17 protein-coding genes are annotated in these 17,104 nt (G+C 68.2%); 4 read left to right on the top strand and 13 right to left on the bottom strand.

Annotated features, from left to right (window positions below; translation table 11 throughout):
* Positions 1 to 6: 6 nt before the first annotated feature.
* Positions 7 to 519 (bottom strand): AAA family ATPase, encoded by a 513-nt coding sequence (locus OHA10_RS08025; protein ID WP_371405531.1) that lies wholly within the window; start codon positions 517 to 519, stop codon positions 7 to 9.
* 72 nt (positions 520 to 591) lie between these two features.
* Entirely contained in the window at positions 592 to 1,203 is a 612-nt protein-coding gene (locus tag OHA10_RS08020) for a TetR/AcrR family transcriptional regulator (protein WP_371405530.1), read from the bottom strand.
* Between the two features lie 65 nt (positions 1,204 to 1,268).
* Here OHA10_RS08020 and OHA10_RS08015 point away from each other — a divergent pair, with 65 nt between their 5' ends.
* The 3 genes from OHA10_RS08015 (at position 1,269) to OHA10_RS08005 (ending at position 3,224) form a co-directional block, all read left to right on the top strand.
* Positions 1,269 to 1,814, top strand: coding sequence for a 2TM domain-containing protein (locus OHA10_RS08015; protein WP_371405529.1), 546 nt, complete (start codon positions 1,269 to 1,271; stop codon positions 1,812 to 1,814).
* Between the two features lie 113 nt (positions 1,815 to 1,927).
* Positions 1,928 to 2,569: a Pr6Pr family membrane protein gene (locus OHA10_RS08010; RefSeq protein ID WP_371405528.1), complete on the top strand. Its 642-nt coding sequence runs from the start codon at positions 1,928 to 1,930 to the stop codon at positions 2,567 to 2,569.
* A 4-nt stretch (positions 2,570 to 2,573) separates the two neighbouring features.
* Positions 2,574 to 3,224, top strand: coding sequence for a class I SAM-dependent methyltransferase (locus tag OHA10_RS08005; RefSeq protein ID WP_371405527.1), 651 nt, complete (start codon positions 2,574 to 2,576; stop codon positions 3,222 to 3,224).
* Between the two features lie 141 nt (positions 3,225 to 3,365).
* Here the strand turns inward: OHA10_RS08005 and OHA10_RS08000 are convergent, their stop codons facing one another.
* Together OHA10_RS08000 and OHA10_RS07995 are read right to left on the bottom strand one after the other, a co-directional pair.
* Complete coding sequence (locus tag OHA10_RS08000; RefSeq protein ID WP_371405526.1) at positions 3,366 to 3,992, bottom strand: transglycosylase family protein; 627 nt, start codon at positions 3,990 to 3,992, stop codon at positions 3,366 to 3,368.
* Between the two features lie 288 nt (positions 3,993 to 4,280).
* Complete coding sequence (locus tag OHA10_RS07995; RefSeq protein WP_371405525.1) at positions 4,281 to 4,817, bottom strand: DUF5946 family protein; 537 nt, start codon at positions 4,815 to 4,817, stop codon at positions 4,281 to 4,283.
* Between the two features lie 57 nt (positions 4,818 to 4,874).
* Here OHA10_RS07995 and OHA10_RS07990 point away from each other — a divergent pair, with 57 nt between their 5' ends.
* Complete coding sequence (locus OHA10_RS07990; RefSeq protein ID WP_371405524.1) at positions 4,875 to 5,519, top strand: DNA-binding response regulator; 645 nt, start codon at positions 4,875 to 4,877, stop codon at positions 5,517 to 5,519.
* On the opposite strand, the gene OHA10_RS07985 is transcribed toward OHA10_RS07990, so the two are convergent.
* The 9 genes from OHA10_RS07985 to OHA10_RS07945 form a co-directional block, all read right to left on the bottom strand.
* Positions 5,498 to 7,174 carry an ABC transporter ATP-binding protein gene (locus OHA10_RS07985; RefSeq protein WP_371405523.1) on the bottom strand — a complete coding sequence of 559 codons (1,677 nt, stop codon included), beginning with the start codon at positions 7,172 to 7,174 and terminating at the stop codon, positions 5,498 to 5,500. The two genes, OHA10_RS07990 and OHA10_RS07985, sit on opposite strands and share 22 nt — an antisense overlap.
* Positions 7,171 to 8,823 carry an ABC transporter ATP-binding protein gene (locus OHA10_RS07980; RefSeq protein ID WP_371405522.1) on the bottom strand — a complete coding sequence of 551 codons (1,653 nt, stop codon included), beginning with the start codon at positions 8,821 to 8,823 and terminating at the stop codon, positions 7,171 to 7,173. The genes OHA10_RS07985 and OHA10_RS07980 overlap by 4 nt, the downstream gene beginning before the upstream one ends.
* The gene (locus OHA10_RS07975; RefSeq protein ID WP_371405521.1) at positions 8,820 to 10,655 is read right to left on the bottom strand and encodes a prolyl oligopeptidase family protein; all 1,836 of its coding nucleotides are present in this window, start codon (positions 10,653 to 10,655) and stop codon (positions 8,820 to 8,822) included. The genes OHA10_RS07980 and OHA10_RS07975 overlap by 4 nt, the downstream gene beginning before the upstream one ends.
* A 169-nt stretch (positions 10,656 to 10,824) precedes the next feature.
* On the bottom strand, positions 10,825 to 10,962 hold the full coding sequence (locus OHA10_RS07970; protein ID WP_130387812.1) for a SapB/AmfS family lanthipeptide: 138 nt from the start codon (positions 10,960 to 10,962) through the stop codon (positions 10,825 to 10,827).
* 4 nt (positions 10,963 to 10,966) lie between these two features.
* Entirely contained in the window at positions 10,967 to 13,534 is a 2,568-nt protein-coding gene (lanKC, locus tag OHA10_RS07965) for a class III lanthionine synthetase LanKC (RefSeq protein WP_371405520.1), read from the bottom strand.
* Positions 13,535 to 13,987: 453 nt separating this feature from the next.
* On the bottom strand, positions 13,988 to 15,049 hold the full coding sequence (locus tag OHA10_RS07960) for an ABC transporter ATP-binding protein (RefSeq protein ID WP_371405519.1): 1,062 nt from the start codon (positions 15,047 to 15,049) through the stop codon (positions 13,988 to 13,990).
* Positions 15,046 to 15,819 carry a molybdate ABC transporter permease subunit gene (gene modB / locus OHA10_RS07955; protein WP_371405518.1) on the bottom strand — a complete coding sequence of 258 codons (774 nt, stop codon included), beginning with the start codon at positions 15,817 to 15,819 and terminating at the stop codon, positions 15,046 to 15,048. Before modB ends, OHA10_RS07960 begins: the two co-directional genes overlap by 4 nt.
* A gap of 29 nt (positions 15,820 to 15,848) precedes the next feature.
* Positions 15,849 to 16,634, bottom strand: coding sequence for a molybdate ABC transporter substrate-binding protein (gene modA / locus OHA10_RS07950; RefSeq protein WP_371405517.1), 786 nt, complete (start codon positions 16,632 to 16,634; stop codon positions 15,849 to 15,851).
* Positions 16,634 to 17,041, bottom strand: coding sequence for a molybdopterin-binding protein (locus OHA10_RS07945; RefSeq protein ID WP_371405516.1), 408 nt, complete (start codon positions 17,039 to 17,041; stop codon positions 16,634 to 16,636). Before OHA10_RS07945 ends, modA begins: the two co-directional genes overlap by 1 nt.
* Positions 17,042 to 17,104 lie beyond the last annotated feature (63 nt).

Below are 17,104 nucleotides of genomic sequence, written 5' to 3'. Positions count from 1 at the left end.
CAACCGTCAGTCGAAGACTGCCTCGTCGAGTCGCCCGAGGATTGCGTCGACGGTCTCGCCGACCGACAGGTCTGAGTTGTCCAGCCACAACCCGCGCCGCGGACTGAACGCGTGCAGCTCGTAGTCGAGCTCGTCGACCAGATGATGCGCTCCACCGAGCCGGCCGGAGATGACCTCGGGCCGCGGCGTCAGTACGACGAGATACCGCGGGCGGGTCCGGATGCCGTCGAGGAACTCGCGCAGCAATTCACCGATCACGACATCCTGCAGTACGACGGTGAAGCCGGCCTTCGCGTACTCGTCGGCGGCCAGGCAGGCGAGCCGGTAGCGGAGCTGCAGCTGACGCTGCGCCTCGAGCACGTCGTCGGCCATCGAAGCCTGTCCGCTGACGATCATCCGCCGGAAAACATCCCCCCGGAGATGCACTCCGTACTGGAATCTTTCGGCCAGCATCTGGGACACCGACGACTTCCCCGCCGCCATGATTCCACTGACGACGATCACCCCCTCGGACTCCATGCGGTGATCGTGCCACGTGGCGCAAGGTTTTGAACCGGTCGCGGCGATTCTTCTCCGAAAACCCTAGTTTTGTCAGGGCTTTTCGGCCATCAGCGAGTCCAGATGGCGGCGCATCAGCTGCCGTAGCCGGGCCGGCGTCGTGCGGTCCGGCTGGATCGCGGCGTGCAGTGCGAGGCCGTCGAGGAGTGCGTGCAGCAGCTCGACCTCGCGACGCAGATCGAGACCTTCCTTCAGTACGCCGGCGTCGGCGAGCGAGTGCAGCAGCGACTCGCACAGTTGGCGCAGTCCGTTGTGCACGGTGTCGACGTGTTCCTGCAGGGTGCCGGCGCCGGATTCGGCCCGGGCCTGCGCCATGAACGCGAGCCAGACGTCGAACTCGGCGCGGCGTTCGGCGTCCAGCGGCAGCACCTCGTCGAGATAACGCAGCACGATCGTCTGGATGCCGCCGCCCTTGGGCTCGAGCGCGCCGATCCGCGCGGTGACCCGGCGGGTGACCAGGTCCATCGCGAAGCTGAGCAAACCGTCCTGGTCCGGAAAGTAGTAGCGGACCGCGCCGGCCGACCAGCCGGCCTCGGCGGCGATCGTCCGGACGGACGCGGCCCGGATCCCGTCCCTGCGGACCACTCGCCACAGCGCCTCGGCGATCTCCTCGCGGCGGACGTCGTGGTCGACGATCTTCGGCATGTGGTCCTTTTTAGCACAGTTGTGTTAGTGTCGCTTTACAACACAGTCGTGCTAAAAACGGGAGGGTGAACGACGTGCTGGTCGCTGTGATCGCCGCGTGCGAGATCGGGTTCTGGGTGCTGCTCGCCGCAGGCCTGGTCACGCGGTACCTGCTCAAGCTGCCGAAGGCCGGGATGGTGCTGCTGGCGGCCGTGCCGCTGGTCGACGTCGTCATGCTGGTCGCGAGCGTGATCGACATCCATCGCGGGGCCGAGCCGGCGTTCAAGCACTCACTGGCCGCGATCTTCATCGGCGTCAGCGTCGGGTTCGGGCACCAGACGCTGAAGTGGGCGGACTCGTGGGCCGCGCACTACCTGGGCGGTGCGCCGCGTCCGGTGAAGCCGCCGAAGCGGGGGCCCGAGCGGGCTCGGCGCGAGCGGGCCGGCTGGTTCCGGCACCTGACCTCGTATGTCATCGGCGTCGGCATCATGATCGGGCTCGGGCTGCTCTCCGGCCGCGGGTACGACGCGGTGCTCGCGCCGGCCGGGACCTGGACGCTCATCCTCGTGATCGACGCGATCGTGTCGTTCAGCTACTCGTTCGATCGCGACCGCGAGAAGCAGCCCATCTAACCGGCTTTGAGCACCCACCAACCATTTCGCCGGCCGGAAAATGGGCAGTGGGTGCTCAAAGTCGGCTTGCTGACGTCCCCGGATCGCGCGGTCACTCGTCGTACATTTCGTGCATGACGACGGTTGGGCGGATCTGGGCTGCGGTGAGCGCGGCGGTGGTTTTGTGCGGGCTCGTCGTACAACTCTTCGTGACGGCGAGCGGGCACGAGGGGTTCTTCCCGGACAACCCGGAGCGCGTGTTCAACGTGTTCGCGTACTTCACCATCCAGTCGAACCTGCTGCTCGGCGGTACGGCGCTCGTGCTCGCGCTGCAGCCGGACCGGTCGGGCGGCGAGCTGTTCAAGACTCTGCGGCTGAACGGCGTGCTGTGTATCGCGGTGACCGGCATCGTCTATCACGCGGTGCTCGCCGGACAGGATGATCTGCACGGGTGGGCGTCGGTCGCGAACCTGCTGCTCCACACCGTCGCGCCGGTCGTCGGCGTGCTGGGCTGGTTGCTCTTCGGGCCGCGCGGTCTGACCGACTGGCGGATCGTCGGCTGGTCGGTCGTGTACCCGCTGCTGTGGCTGGCGTTCACGTTGATCCGCGGCGCGTTCGTCGGGTTCTACCCGTATCCGTTCGTGAACGTCGACGAGCACGGGTACGGACGGGTGTTGCTGAACTGTCTGCTGGTGGCGGTACTGTTCCTGGCTCTGGCGGCCGGGGCAACCACACTCGATCGCCGGATGCGTCGGAAGACAACCGTCGAAAGGTAGACCCGTGCTGGTGACCTCGCGCTCGTACGCCGAGTACGAAGCGATGTTCGACCTGAAGGAACTCCCGGACTCGATCCTCGACTGCTGCGCCGGCGGCGCGAGCTTCACCGCCGAGGCGGCCGAGCGCGGCGTCGACGCGATCGCCGCCGACCCGGCGTACGAGCTGGAGACACCCGAACTCGTCGACAGCGTCCGGAAGAGCCTGCCGGCGACGTCGGGAATCGTCGACGAGCATCAGGGGAGTTTCGTCTGGAACTGGTACGGATCCCCGGAGCGGAAGGACCAGTACCGGATCGAGGCCGCCGACCGCTTCCTGCAGGACGTGATGGCGGCGCCGGAGCGGTACGTCGCCGCCGGCCTGCCGGACCTGCCGTTCGGCGACCGCCGCTTCGAGCTGGTGCTCTGCTCGCACCTACTCTTCACCTGGTCGGACAAGTACGACCGCGCTTGGCACGAGGCTGCCCTGCGCGAGTTGGTCCGGGTCAGCAACCACGAGGTCCGGATCTTTCCCCTGGTGCAGCAGGGCGCAGGCGATCCGATCCCGTGGCTCCCGGACTTGCTCGACTCCCTCGACGGCGTGACCACCGAGATCCGCAAGGTGCCCTACGAGTTCCAGGTCGGGGCCAACGAGATGCTGGTCATCACCCGCAACTGACGCTTCTGGTGCTTCCCGCTCATCGCGATCACGGATGAGTTTGCGCCTACCCGCCACGATGAGCGGGAAGCGGTCCAGTGGTGCCGGGCAGGTGGCGGGAGGACGGTCTACCGTCACCTACCCAGCGGCAGTAGTGCAGGGTCAGCGGAGGTACTTGCCGCAGACGGGCCAGGGGGAGGCGCCGCGTTGGGCGTAGAGCTTCTTCGCGCGCATCAGCTGCTCGGCCGCGGAGGCCTTCGCCGGGTTGCCGGAGCCGCCGACGCTGCGCCAGGTCTGCAGGTCGAACTGGAACAACCCGTAGTAGCCGGCAGGATTCACGGCGCGGGGGTTGCCGCTGGACTCGCAGTTGGCGACCTTGGCCCAGGCGCCGCTCAGGTTCGCCTTGCCGCTGCTCGCCTTCGGGCGGTCCTCGGACCGGCTCGAGCGGACGTCGCGGTCGGCCTTCTTGGTCGTCGAGCGCTTGGTCTCGGACTTCTTCACGACCCGCGGCGCCGAGGTGGACTTCTTCGCGCCGTCCAGGGTCAGGGTCTGCCCGATCAGGATGAGGTTCGGGTCCTTCAGGTTGTTGATCCGGGCCAGCTCGTGCCAGTCGGCGCCGTTGGCCTGGGCGATCTCGGAGAGGGTGTCGCCGGCTTTGACCTGGTAATCGGTCGCGAACGCCGCGCCGGCGCCGGCGGCGGTGATACCGGCTCCCAGACCGGCGATGGAGAGGGTTCGAGCCACCCGGCGAGTACTTCGCCGGGCGCGCGCATGTCGGGCCTTGGACATCAGAAAGCGCTCCTTGTGAGCTCGGGCATGGTGGGGCACACCAGGCCCTCGTGCAGGGGGAGGGGCAATCCGGACACATCCCACAGCAGGTCACAGGACAGCGTCCGAATGATCACGCCACGGTAACGACGCGACCTGAGTCATCCTCGGTGAGGTTGCTCCGAAACGCAAGTGCAGATCCGGATCTGCCCCGAACTTTTTCCACCCTCTGACGTACCGAAACCCCAACAACAGAACGGTTTCCGGGCCGGCACGCCGATCGGCCGAGGTGCGGAACCGATCGGTTTATCAGCGTCGGAAATAGCGTTCCGGGACCAGTTCCACGGTCAGTTCCCGGATCGTCGCACGGGCGTCGTCAGGCCACGATTCCCAGACCTGACGGGCCCACTTGAGCAGGGCCGACTCAACCTCGTCGACCCCGCCCGCGGTCAGCACGTCGTACGCCGTCAGCTCGCCGACCCGGTCCGGCGGGACGAGCCGCGGCCAGTCGTCGTACGAGTTCGCCATGATGCCGTGCGCCGTCCGTACGTCGAGGTTGCCCGAGCCGCGCTCGAAGAACATGTAGAGGCCGTTCAGCGCGAAGACCGGGCCGATCCGGGGAGCGTCCGGGGTGACGTGCTGACCGCCGTACGCGTCGATCCGGAGCTGGTGCAGGTACCCGAGCCGGGCCGCGTTCTCGACCTCGAAGCCGAGCAGCTCGCCCGCGACCTCGGCGCACTCGGGTGAGGCGTTGTACTTCGGGGTGGCGGGCCACTCCGACGACGGAAGTACGGCGCGGCAACCTGGACAAACCGTTGATTCGTGCGTGTCATCGGGCGGGTTCACTCGTTGATCGAAGCACGGGCCCCGCCGTCCCGGCAGTTGGTTTTCGAAGCTGGGGGCGTGGGGCCGGCGGATGAGGCGACGGATGTGATGGGGGCTGTAGGCGTGATCCGAGTGGCTCTCGGCCATCGCGGCACGTTGGTGCGTGGTGCACTGGCCGCGGTGCTGGCAAGAGAGAACGACCTGGACGTGGTGGCCGAGCTGGATCGCTCGGAGGACGTCCTCCAGGTGGCCGGTCGGCGCCCGGATGTCTTCCTGCTCGATCCACAGCTGCCCGGCCGGATCCGGATCGAGGAGCTCTGCCGCAAGCTCGCCGGCCGCGGCGTGCTGGTGCTGATCGACCACGAGGCGATCGCTGCCACCAGCCTGGCGCTGGTCAAGCAGGCGCCACGGATCGGGTTGATCGCGACCGACGCGACCACCGACCAGCTGGTGCAGGCTGTCCGCGATGTGGCGAAGGGCCTGCCGGTGGTCGACGTACGTCTGGCCGTGGCTGCGCTGAAGGCGGGCGACAACCCGCTCACCGATCGCGAATGCGAAGTGCTGCGGCAGGTGACCACGGGAGCGACCGCGCAGGAGGTGGCGCGCACGCTCAGCCTGAGCGCCGGGACCGTGCGGAACTATCTGTCCCGGATCCTCGCCAAGACCGGTTCGCGGAGCCGGATCGAGGCGATCCGGAAGGCTCAGGACGCAGGCTGGATCTGAGCGCTGGGCGTCCAGCTGCCGTGCAGGTCGCGGTAGAGACGTGAGGTGCGCATCAGGCTCGCGTGCGTGCCGAGCGCGGCCTTGTTGCCGTCGAGGACGAGGATGCGGCGCGCGCGCAGAGCGGAGCTGATCCGGTGGGCGATGACGATCAGCGTCCCGTTGCGCTGGGCAAACGCCTCTTCGGCCTGCCGCTCGGCCTCCGGATCGAGGAAGCAGGTCGCCTCGTCGAGGACGACGAGCGGAGCGGGTGACAGGTACGCACGGACCAGCGCGATCAGCTGCTTCTCGCCGGCGGACAGCTCGCCCGGCTTCACCTGCGGGCCCAGCCGCTCGATCAGCCGCCTGGCCCCGACGGCATCGACGGCTCGGGCCACCTGCTCTTCTGTGGCCTCGGGCAACAAGTAGGTGAGGTTGTCGTGCATGGTTCCGCTGAAGACGTAGGCCTCCTGCGGGATCAGCACCCTGGTCTTCGCGAGCTCCTCGGTGGTGACCTCGGTCGGCGGAGCTCCGCCGAGGAGCAGCCGGCCACTCGTCGGGGTCAGCATGCCGCAGACCAGGCCGGCCAGCGTCGACTTCCCGATGCCGCTCGGTCCGACCACCGCCAGGTGCTCGCCTTCGGGAATGGTCAGCTCGAGTTTGTCGAGCACGGGTTCGGCCTTCGGGCCATACGCGAACGTGAGGCTCTGGAGCCGGACCCGATAGCCGTTCAACTCATCGACCGGCCGCGGCTCCTCCGCCGGAGTGGACGTATCGAGGATCCGCCCGAGCGTGATGACGTACCGCAGACCGCTGTCGCCGAGCGCGTTCATCACTGTGTTCAGCGCCGGCTGCAAGCCGATCAGCACGTACGTGAGGCCACCGAGCAGCGTGCCCGTGCTCACGCCGCGACCGACCAGCCACGGCCCGGTCGCGAGCAGGATCAGCAGCGGCAACCATCCACCGACCGCGAAGCACAACGTCCGCAGGGCCGCGACCTTCGCCAACGCCCGCTCCGCCGCGGCGTGTGCCTCGATCGGCTGACCGACGAGCCATTCGGCGTACTCCTCGGTGCCGGCCGCGGTGATGTCCCGTACGCCGCTGAACACCATGCCCGCGGACGCTGCCAGATCCTCGTCGGCCGTCAACGACGCGCGGACCCGATCCGCCGCCATCCCCAGCACCGCGAGCGACAACGCGAACCCGACGAGGAACGGCGGTACGACGAACGCCGCGACCAGCGGAGCGAGTGACAACAGTCCGGCCAGTACGCCGAACAGCGTGACCGCGAAACTTCGTAGTACCAGGACCAATCCCGCGAACGTGTCGCGGACGATCTCGACCTGCCGGTTGAGCCGCGCGACGGCGCCGTCGTCTCCCGAGCGGAGTGCGCCGCCGACAACTCGCCGTACCAGATCGTCGCGGAGGGGCTCCACCAGTTCGCCCAGTCGGGCGTAGACCTGTCGAGCCCCGGCGGCACCGAGGCCCGCTGTCGCGACCAGGCCGCCGAGCCACGCGATCCCTTGCCACGCGTGACCGGCGAGAAAGCTGTCTGTCGCCCGCGCCACGGCGATCCCGTACACCGCCGTCGGCAGGATCTCCGGAACCGACCACGCGATCAACTTGACCGTGGCCCGCTTCCGCAGCGCGGCAGCGCCGTACGACAGCTCCCGCTTCATCCGAAGACAGCTCGATAGGACGTGTCGTGCCAGAGGTCGGCATGTGGGGCGATGGCGCGGATCTGGCCGTGGTCGAGCCAGATGACCAGGTCGGCGCGGGCCGCGGTCGCGGGGCGGTGGGTGACGATGAGACGAGTGCGGTGGTGCCGGTCCTCGGTCAGCGTGCGGGTGATCTGGCGTTCGGTGGCCGTGTCCAGGCTCGATGTGGCGTCGTCGAGCACCAGGAGGCGGCGGGCGGACCAGGCCCTGGCCAGGCCGAGGCGCTGACGTTCACCACCGGACATCGGTGCCTTGCGCAACGAGGTGAGGTACCCGTTGGGCAGCCGGCTGACGAAGTCGTGGGCGTGGGTGGCGCGGGCCGCGGCAAGGGCGCGGATCGGGCTGATCGCATGCGGATCGATCGCCTCGCCGACCGTCCGTCCGACCAGCTGCGGGCGCTCGAACGCACAGCCGACCGCGCTCCGCAGCTCATGGCGGCTGATCGCCTGCAGCGGTACGCCGTCCAGCGACACCTGTCCCGTCGACGGGTCCCGCAGCCGCGCCGCGACCGCTGCGAGGACGGACTTGCCGGCACCGCTCGGGCCGACGACCGCGACGGTGAGACCGCCGGGAAGATCGAGATTCACGTTGTCCAGCAGGACATTTCCGTCGGCGATCACACTGACACCGTCGAAGCTCAGCTGCCCCGGGCCGGCCGGGACCGGAAGCGTGCCGTGGGCGACGGTCTCGATCGCGATCACCTCGGCGGACCGGCTGACCCCGGCCTTCGCGCGGGCGAGCTCACCGAGGACGCCGGTCAGGTTGCCGAGGCCGGCGCCGAGGACGGCGTACTGCGAGGCGGCGAACAGCTCGCCGGCGGTGATGTGGCCGGCGACGAGCTGCAGACCGCCGACCGCGAGTACGGCGACGAGTACGAGCGGGCCGACGACCGCGGCCTGGGCGCCGGAGCGGGCGAGGATCCGCCAGGTGACGACGCCGTTGCGGTGGAGCTCGGGGAGGAGGCCGAGGATCCGGCGCTCCTCGCGTTCCGTCGTACCAGCGGCGGTGATCGTGCGGATGCCGGTGAGTGATTCGGACAGCAAGGCGGCGATGCGGCCCTGGGTCTCCTGGTAGTTGAGGCTGACGTCGGCGGTCCGCTTCGCGAACGTCCACAGGACGAGGATCACGAGCAGTACGCCGCCGAAGAAGGCCGCGGCGAGCCACGGGTCGATGATCGCCAGGAGCACGAGACTGCCGAGCGGAGGCGCGATCGCGGCGATGGCTGTCACCGCGGCCGGGCCGGCCTGGGCGGCGTCGGTGGCGTTGGCCGAGACGCGGGTGACCAGGTCGCCGGTCTCGAAGTCTCGCGTACCGGCGGGGCCGCCGCGGACGACATGCCGGACCAGACGATGACGCAGCCAAGCGGTGGTCTCGGCGACACAGGCCGCCCCGGCGAACGCGTCGACGATGCTCGCCGCGATCCCCAGCCCGATGAGCGCGGCTGCGACGATCAACCAGCGGGTGTAGCCGTGGCCGGCCACGATCGCGTCGACCGAACGACCGAGGATGGCCGGCAGCGCCAGCGTCACGCCGCTGCCGATCAGCGCGTTCAGACCGATCAACGGCAGCCAGCCGCGACCGCGTTTCGCGACCTCCCCGAACGTGATCATCGGTCCAGGCCCGTCTCGTGGGCGAGGAAGGCGAGCATGTCGGCGGCGAGGTTGATCCCGCCGGTCGTGTGCCCCGCCTCCGGCTCGAATCTCAGCAGCACCGGTCGTTGACTCGCGGTCGCGTGCTGGAGCGCCGCGCACATCTTCCTTGCATGCAAGGGATCCACACGCGTGTCGTTCCCGAACGCGGTCAGCAGCACGGCTGGATATTTCACGCCGTCGACGACGCGGTGGTACGGCGAGTAGTTCGCCAGGGCCGCGAACTCGTCGGGGTCCTTGACGGAGCCGTACTCCGCGATCCAGCGTTCGCCGAGACCTGACAGCTCGTAGCGGAGCATGTCGGTCAGCGGGGCCGAGGCGACCGCGGCGGCGAACAGCTCGGGCCGTTGGGTGAGGGCGGCCGCGACGAGCAGACCACCGTTGGACTCACCGCAGATCGCGAGTTGGTCGGACGTCGTCCAGCCCTCGGCGATCAGGTACTCCGCCGCGGCGATGAAGTCGTCGATCGTCTGCTGCTTCGTCGACTCGCGATGCTGGGCGTCGCCCCGGATGGTTGCGGTCACGAAGGCGCCGCCGGCTTCGACCCAGGCGAGCGTGAAAGCAGAGTACGTCGGAGTCAGCGATTGCCCGAAGCCGCCGTACCCGTACAGGATCGTCGGTCCGCCTCGGTTGCCGATCACGTGCAACTCGAGGGCTGTGCCATCGGGCGAGTTGTAGCTCAGGCGATGAGTCTCCGACTGCCTGCCAGGTGGCGCCGTCGTCTGGCCGGTGGTGGCGTCGTAGCAGTAGACCGTCGGTGGCGTCACGCTGTCCGTGTAGGTGAACCAGGCCCGATTGCCGTCGCTGCTGAGGGATCCGACAGAGCCGAAGCCAGGCAGATCGATCGCGCCTTGGCGCTTGCCGGTCTCACGCTCGTGGACGGTGATGGTGTTGGCTGTCGCGACCAGGACGACGTCGTCGAGGATCGCGAGCCCGGTCAGCGGCGCGTCCGGCTGGATGTAGTCGCGCCAGACCGTCGGCTCGGCCGGGTCGCCGATGTGGATGCCGCCGGCGTTGACGACGTACAGGCGGTTGTCGGGGCCGACCGACATGATCGTGGTGGTGTCCTGCGGGAGGTGCGCCGGCGGCTCGTCCGTCATCAGGTCCGCGAACCACAGGTCGTCGGTCGTACAGACCGTCAGCCAGCGGCCGTCGGCGCTGAGCTCGAGTCCGTACGACGCCTCGCGGTCCAGGATCGTGGTGTCGTCGGGGTCGCCCAGACGATGGCGTCGTACCTGACGGAAGCGCACGTAGTAGAACGCGCTGCCGTCCGGGAGCCAGGCGACGGGGGAGTAGCGGCAGCCGTCGAGCGGGCCGTCGATCAGCTCGCCGGTGGTTGTGTCCAGCACGTTGAGAGTCGAGCGTTCGTCGCCGCCGCGGGAGAGCTGGAACGCGAGCTTGGTGCCGTCCGGTGACGGCTGCCAGGCGTCGAGCGTGGTCAGCCCGGTGGGATCGAGCCGCTTCGGGTCGAACAGCGGAGTCTCGTCGACGAAGAGCACGGGTTGCTGGCCTGGCTCACGCCGCAGCGTGAAGCAGCGGCCGCCCCGCCAGACCGGCGTGGACACGCTGCCGACATCGGACAGTTGCCGGACCCGGTTCTTCCAGCGGAACCGGCTGGTCAGCGCGCCGGCGTACGTCAGCCACAGATCGTCCTGGGCCCTTGACCATGCTTCGGTCTCCGCGCTCGACGAGTCCTCGAGCCAGCGGTACGGGTCCGCGACGCTACGACCGTGCACCTGCTCCACGAGCGACAAGCGCTCGGCGCATGGACAAGACTGCACGGAATCGATCACCTCACTCTCCTTCCGTCCCCCACCAACACAACGAGCACCGGGTCGCTGAGCTACAAGAAGCCGTCCCGGCGACCGAGGCGAGTCGGTCACCGGGTTCTGAAAGCAGGTCGGCCCTGGGTGGACATGCCGCCCACCCAGGGCCTCACTACCTGGCAATACAGGTGCCGTATCAGTGGCAGAGCAGCAGGCTCAGGTTGCTCGGGGTCTGCGAAGCGCAGCCCAGCACGGTCAGCGTGGAGCCGCCGTGGTGGTGGCCGCCGTGGCCGTAGCCCGGGGTCTCCAGACCCTGAAGGTCGAGAAGTGCCATGTGTTTACACCTCCTTCGGTGTGGATCGTCGGGACATGGACTCGGACCACTGGGGAGGTCCGAGGAACGGGAGGGCGACCGGCGCGTCGTGCAGCGCCGCACCCAGAGCCAGCAGTACGCCGGCAGATCCGGTCGCCAGGTCCATCGAGAGACGGAGCAGCTGGTTGCCCGGGTACGCGAGGCCGCCCTCGAACGGCATCGCGTGCCAGCCGAGACCGTGCACCAGGTCGTCGACCGTCGCCTGGTCCTCGCCGAGTGCCGCGGCGGTGAGGAGCAGGCCGGCGCGACCCATGAACAGGCCGGGCTGGACGTAGTAGTCGCAGTGTGTGACACGCTTCAGCTCGCCGAGCGCCAGGGCGAGCTCTTCGGACGGCCGGTGGCGCAGGTACCGCTCGAGGACCAGTGCGACTCCGGCCGAACCTTCTTCGAGGTACGGCAGGGTCCGCCAGCCCTGGTTGACCTGACGCATCCCGTCATCGGTGAGCACGGTCCGCTTGAGGTCCTGCCGGATCGCGATCTCGGCCAGGTCGAGCAGGCCGGTGTCGCCGAGCTGCTCGAACGCGTTGAGGAACAGCAGCGCGGGCCCGGACGATCCGTACATCAGCCCGGCGCGCGCGTGCTGACCGCCGCTGATCTCCGGCACGTCGACCTGCAGCCGATCCGCGACCAGGTCGAGCACGCGGACGGCCTTGGCCCGGAGCGCTGGCTCGGTGTCGAAGTACAGGAGGTTCAGACCGATGCCGGCGAGGCCGGAGTGCAGGCCGAGCTCGCGGGAGCTCCAGTCGTCGGCGAGCGTGCGGTCGACGAGGTCGAGCGCGTCCTGCCGATAGCCGAGCTCGTCGAGGACATGCGCTACGCCGTGCAGGCCGTCGTACAGGCCTGGTCCGGCCGCGGTGTCCATGACGCGCTTGCGCAGCCATTCGTCGTACTGCGGGAATCGGGAGCCGGTCTTGCTCAGTGCGTACAGGACGCCGGCTGCACCCGTCGCGAGATCGATACCGCCGCCGTCGCGGAACTGCGCGATGTCGCCGGGGAACAGCCGGTCGGTGCGTTCTGGGGTCGCGCCGGCGACGATGGCCTTGGTGAGCGCGTCGCGTACGTCGGTCCACTCGCCCTCGCCGGGCAGTGCCAGGTCGACCATCGCCGGATCGTGCGTCTTGCCCGGGCCGACGATCGTCTTCACGGCTTCGTCGAGCGTGGCACGCGGCACCGGGAACGTGTCGGCGATCATGTCGGCGAGCTGGAACGCTTTGCCGGGGTGGAGATTGAGCAGAATCGTTGCCTGCGGCGCATAAACTCCGAGCGCGATACAGGCCAGCGCGTACCGGTCGACGTCGACGCCTTGCCGGTCCTGCGGAGCGGCGTACCCGGGATGGGCGAGCGTCGAGCGGGCCTGGTCCTCGGCCTTGGTCGCGACCTCGAAGTCGATCAGCGTGAGCTTGCCGTCCGCGTCGAGCAGCAGGTTGTCCGGGTGCAGGTCGCAGAACACGACACCGCGCTCGTGCAGCTGCCCGACGGCCTCGCCGACCTTGGCGATCATCGCGGTCGCCCACTCGGCGTACTCCGCCTTGTCGGCCTCGGTCGCATCCGGGTGGGTCAGCGGATACCGCCGTACCAGCTCGCGTTGCAGTGACACCGAGTCGATGTGCTCCTGGACGAGGAAGTGGTGCTCGCCCAGCTGCAGGTAGTCGTGGGTCTTCGGCACTGCGTCGAGGCCGTCGAGCTGCTCGAGGATGTCGCGCTCGTGGGAGATCCGCGCGACCGCGTCCCGTCCGGCCATGTCGAGACCGGCATACGGACGGCCCTCCTTGAGCACGACGCGGGCGCCGGTCTCGTTGTGGCGGCCGACGTACACGCCGCCGCCGTTGGAGAACTGGATGACGCCGTCGATCGTGTAGGCGAGGTCGTTGGTGGTGACCGCGTTGCGCGCGTCGAGATGCGGCTGCAGGAAGTCCGGCAGCGTGATCCACGGCGGCGTGACGAAGGTCGGGCCGCGGTGGTCCGGGACAAGGTTGCCCTGGGCATCTTCGATGGCGAGGACGCGTTCGCCGGTCGGGGACAGGCAGTGCCGGCTGACGAAGGCGCCGTACCGGACGAAGAGCGGACCCTCCGCGTAGCGCAGATCGCTCAGGATATAAGGGCCTTCGACGCCGGCCAGGATCTCGTTGAGCTCCTTGAGCACGAGCTCCAGCTGCGCGTCGTCGGTCGGGTAGATCGTCACCAGCTTGCCGCTCGACCCGCGGGGAGCAGCCTTCGAGTTGACCATCACCAGGACGGCTTCGTTGCGCAGGAACTTGAACGCGATGCCGCGGGGGACGCAGTACTCCCACACGGCCTCGAGCGTCCGCTCCACGTCCTGCAGTCGCGCCGAGACGTGGATCTTCCACCCCTGGGCCGGCAGCCGGAGATTGTCGGGCGCGTAGTGCATCCACTGCTCACCCGGCACATGCCGCCATCCCTCCGGCACCGCCCGCCCGGCGATGGCGAAATCCGGATGCTGAGCACCGCGATTGGCCGGCGTCTCGTAGAACCGCCGATCCGCAAGGCAATAGAACTCGTAACTCTCGTGCATGACTGTCCGACCCCCTTTCGTGGCGCCCCGCCACATCTTGGGCGCCGTCGGAGGGCTCGGCGTAGTGCACGATGTCATCACTCTCGTGTGAAGAATCCACACACTACGAGTGAGTAACTAAACACTCTTCGTTACCGTACTGCGCCAACTGAGCGTGAATCAGCCCGTAACAACATGTCAATCCACGACAACCACGTCACGGCCCGTAACCTCATCCGAGCTGCTTCGTGGGGCGCCTGTGGTCATACCCCGGCGAGGATGCTGATCGACAGCGCGTTGTCGGCCGAGTCGTGACGACCCCTCACCGGTCGCAGCAGGGATGGGTTACCCGCCCATGTTGTGCCTTCTCTGCTGGTGTAACGAGGTGAGAAGGCACAACAGCACGGGAGAACCCCTCGGGTGGGGAATACAACCCGAACGTTGCTTGGCGAGGCACAAGTCATTGGGTCCTGATTACACCGGATAGGTGTGGACCTCGGTGGCTTTGAGAGTGGTGTGGAGAGGTTGGCCGGGTGTGAGGCGGAGATCGGCCACCGCAGCCGGCGTTATGTCGGCGATGACGGTGGCAGGGCCGGCAGGCGAGGCGTCGAGGCGGACCCTGACGGTGTGGGCGTGTTGTTCGATGCCCGTCACCACCGCGGGCCAGGTGTTTCGAGGACTGCCGGACGGGGGCTCCAGGTAGAGCGAGATCGCCGTGGGTGGGAACGCTACGTGGACAGGCCCGGTGGCTGGTTCGGCGAGGGTGATGGTGCCGCCTTCGGGCAGAGTGACTGTGGTGCCGGTGGCTGTGCCTCGGTAGAGGTTCAGGCCTACTAATTGGGCTACGTAGTTGGTGCGGGGGCGGTGGGCTACCTCGGTGGATTTGCCTTCTTGGACTATTTGGCCGCTTTCGATGATGACGAGGCGGTCGGCCAGGACCATGGCGTCGAGGGGGTCGTGGGTGACGAGGAGGGTGCGGCCTTCGAAGCGGTGGAGGTGTTGGCCCAGTTCGGCTCGGACGTGGAGGGTGGTGCCGGCGTCCAGGGCGGCTAGCGGTTCGTCGAGGAGCAGCAGCTCGGGGTCGGTGGCCAACGCGCGGGCCAGGGCTACGCGTTGGGCTTGGCCGCCGGACAGAGCGCGCGGTCGCGTACGGGCGTACTCCGACAACCCAACGGTCTGCAGCCAACGGGCAGCCTCGGCGCGCGCGGTCTGCTTCTCCACGCCGCGGGCTCTGAGGCCGAACGCAACGTTCTCCAGACAGCTGAGGTGGTTGAAGAGCAGGTAGTCCTGGAAGACCACGCCGATCGGTCGCCGGTCGGGTGTGCGGAAGGTGCGTGGCGGCTCGTCCCAGACAGAAGAGTTCAGTGCGATGCGTCCGCCGTCCAGTGCGAGCAGGCCGGCGATCGCACGGAGCGCAGTGGTCTTCCCGGCGCCGTTAGGGCCGAGGAGTGCGACCACCTCGCCAGGCTCGACAGTCAGGTCCAGCGACAACGCGAACTCACCACGCGTCAGCTGCAGATCGGCGTACAGAGTCATCGCAGCCCGCTGATCCAGCGCTCGCGCAGAGACGCCAGTACGACGACGGAGACCAGCAGCAGCACCAGACTCAGTACGACGGCCACATCCGGATCAGTCTCCAATGCCAAATAGACAGCCAGCGGCATAGTCGTCGTACGGCCGGGGAAGTTGCCTGCAAACGTGATGGTGGCGCCGAACTCGCCCAGTGCGCGCGCCCAGCACAGCACAGTCCCCGCAACGATCCCCGGCGCGATCGAAGGCAGTGTGACCCGCCGGAACGTCGTCCAGCGGCCCGCACCGAGGGTCGCAGCAGCCTCCTCGTATCGCGGATCAGCAGCACGCAATGCGCCCTCCACAGAGATCACCAGGAACGGCATGGCCACGAACGCCTCCGCCACGATGACGCCGGCAGTTGTGAACGGCAGAGAGATCCCGAACCACGAGTCGAGGTACTGCCCGACCAGACCGCGTCGCCCGAGCACCAGCAGCAGTGCGACACCACCAACCACCGGCGGCAGCACCAAAGGCACCGTCACGAACGCACGGATCAAGCTACGCCCCGGCAGGCCGCCCCGAGCCAGCAACCACGCCAACGGAACGCCCAGCACCAGACACACCGCAGTAGCAGACGTAGCGCACACCAGAGACAGCCTGAGCGCCTGCCAGACGTCCGCACTGTGCAGCTTCGCCGGCAGCGTCGACCAAGGCGCCTTGGCGAGCAGACCGATCAAAGGGACGACCAGGAACGCCAGTCCGATCAGCGCAGGCAGCAGGAGGACGAGGGGCATCCGCCCGCTCGTACTCCTGCCACGGCGACTCACGGTGCGGAGAAGCCGGCTGCGCTCAGGACTGCCTTGCCCTTGTCGGACAGAACGTAGTCGACGAACGCCTTCGCGCCGTCAGCGTTCGGAGCCTTGGTCAGCGTGGCGATCGGGTACTCGTTGACGGCCTTGCTCGCTTCCGGGAATTCGATGCCCTCGACCTTGTCCTTGGCGGACAGGACGTCGGTCTTGTACACCAGCGCGGCGTCGACCTCACCGAGACCGACCTTGGTCAGCGCAGCCTTTACGTCCTGCTCGAGGCTGTCCGGCTGCGGGGTGATACCCGTTGCCTTGAACACCTTGTCCGCCGCGGCGCCACACGGGACCTGCACGGCGCACAGGGCGATCTTCTTGCTCTTGTCGGCGAAGTCCCTGAGTCCGGTGATCTTGCCCGGGTTCCCCTTCGGCACGGCGATCTCGAGCGTGTTGCTGACGAAGTTCGTCGGCGTGCCCTTGTCCTTCACGTCGTCCATGTTCTTCGGCGCCGCCGAGGCGAACACGTCCGCGGGCGCACCGTCGTTGATCTGCTTCGCGAGCGCGGAGCTGCCGGCGAAGTTGAAGGTCACCTTCGTGCCGGGGTGTGCGGCCTCGAAGTCCTTGCCCAGTTGGGTGAACGTCCCGGTGAGCGAGGCGGCCGCGAATACGGTGACGGTGCCGGACAGTGCCGGAGTACTGCTGCTGCTCGAAGACGAGGACGACGCAGCCGGGCTGTCGTCACCGCAGCCGGCCATGGTGAGGGCGGCGACCGCGGCGAGGCCGGCGAGCGCGGTACGACGGAACATCAGGCCTCCGGTATCTCTACGACGACATGAGTGGACTTGATCGACGCGACGGCCACCACACCTGGCTCGAGCCCGAGCTCGTCCGCGGCCTCACGACTCATCAGCGACACGACGCGGAACGGCCCGGCCTGCATCTCGACCTGGGCCATCACACCGTCCTTCAGCACCCGGGTGACGATCCCCCGCATCCGGTTCCGCGCGGAGGCGGCGGTGGTGTGGCCGGGCTCCGGGGAGTCGGCCAGCTCCTGGGCGAACGCGGCGAGCGCTTGCCCGTCGACGGCCATCCGGCCGCTCTCCTGCTTCGACGGCAACCGCCCCTGATCGATCCAGCGCCGAACCGTGTCGTCGCTGACCCCCAGAAGCGCGGCTGCCTCACTTACCCGCAAGTTCGGCACGGGAGACAGCATACTTCCGCATCTGCGGATTGGTGCCAGATTATCCACAGTTACGAACCGATGACGGATCTCGAT

Origin of the sequence: Kribbella sp. NBC_00662 (assembly GCF_041430295.1) — a bacterium.
Classification (GTDB): domain Bacteria; phylum Actinomycetota; class Actinomycetes; order Propionibacteriales; family Kribbellaceae; genus Kribbella.
This window is presented reverse-complemented; position numbering and strand designations above follow the sequence as displayed.

Excerpts from the sequence above, each read along its gene's own strand:
- OHA10_RS08010 (WP_371405528.1), top strand. The coding sequence starts at position 1,928 with ATGACGACGGTTGGGCGGATCTGGGCTGCGGTGAGCGCGGCGGTGGTT.
- OHA10_RS08025 (WP_371405531.1), bottom strand. The coding sequence starts at position 519 with ATGGAGTCCGAGGGGGTGATCGTCGTCAGTGGAATCATGGCGGCGGGG.
- OHA10_RS07945 (WP_371405516.1), bottom strand. The coding sequence starts at position 17,041 with ATGCTGTCTCCCGTGCCGAACTTGCGGGTAAGTGAGGCAGCCGCGCTT.
- modA (WP_371405517.1), bottom strand. The coding sequence starts at position 16,634 with ATGTTCCGTCGTACCGCGCTCGCCGGCCTCGCCGCGGTCGCCGCCCTC.
- OHA10_RS07980 (WP_371405522.1), bottom strand. The coding sequence starts at position 8,823 with ATGATCACGTTCGGGGAGGTCGCGAAACGCGGTCGCGGCTGGCTGCCG.
- modB (WP_371405518.1), bottom strand. The coding sequence starts at position 15,819 with ATGCCCCTCGTCCTCCTGCTGCCTGCGCTGATCGGACTGGCGTTCCTG.
- lanKC (WP_371405520.1), bottom strand. The coding sequence starts at position 13,534 with ATGCACGAGAGTTACGAGTTCTATTGCCTTGCGGATCGGCGGTTCTAC.
- OHA10_RS07960 (WP_371405519.1), bottom strand. The coding sequence starts at position 15,049 with ATGACTCTGTACGCCGATCTGCAGCTGACGCGTGGTGAGTTCGCGTTG.
- OHA10_RS08000 (WP_371405526.1), bottom strand. The coding sequence starts at position 3,992 with ATGTCCAAGGCCCGACATGCGCGCGCCCGGCGAAGTACTCGCCGGGTG.
- OHA10_RS07985 (WP_371405523.1), bottom strand. The coding sequence starts at position 7,174 with ATGAAGCGGGAGCTGTCGTACGGCGCTGCCGCGCTGCGGAAGCGGGCC.
- OHA10_RS08020 (WP_371405530.1), bottom strand. The coding sequence starts at position 1,203 with ATGCCGAAGATCGTCGACCACGACGTCCGCCGCGAGGAGATCGCCGAG.
- OHA10_RS07970 (WP_130387812.1), bottom strand. The coding sequence starts at position 10,962 with ATGGCACTTCTCGACCTTCAGGGTCTGGAGACCCCGGGCTACGGCCAC.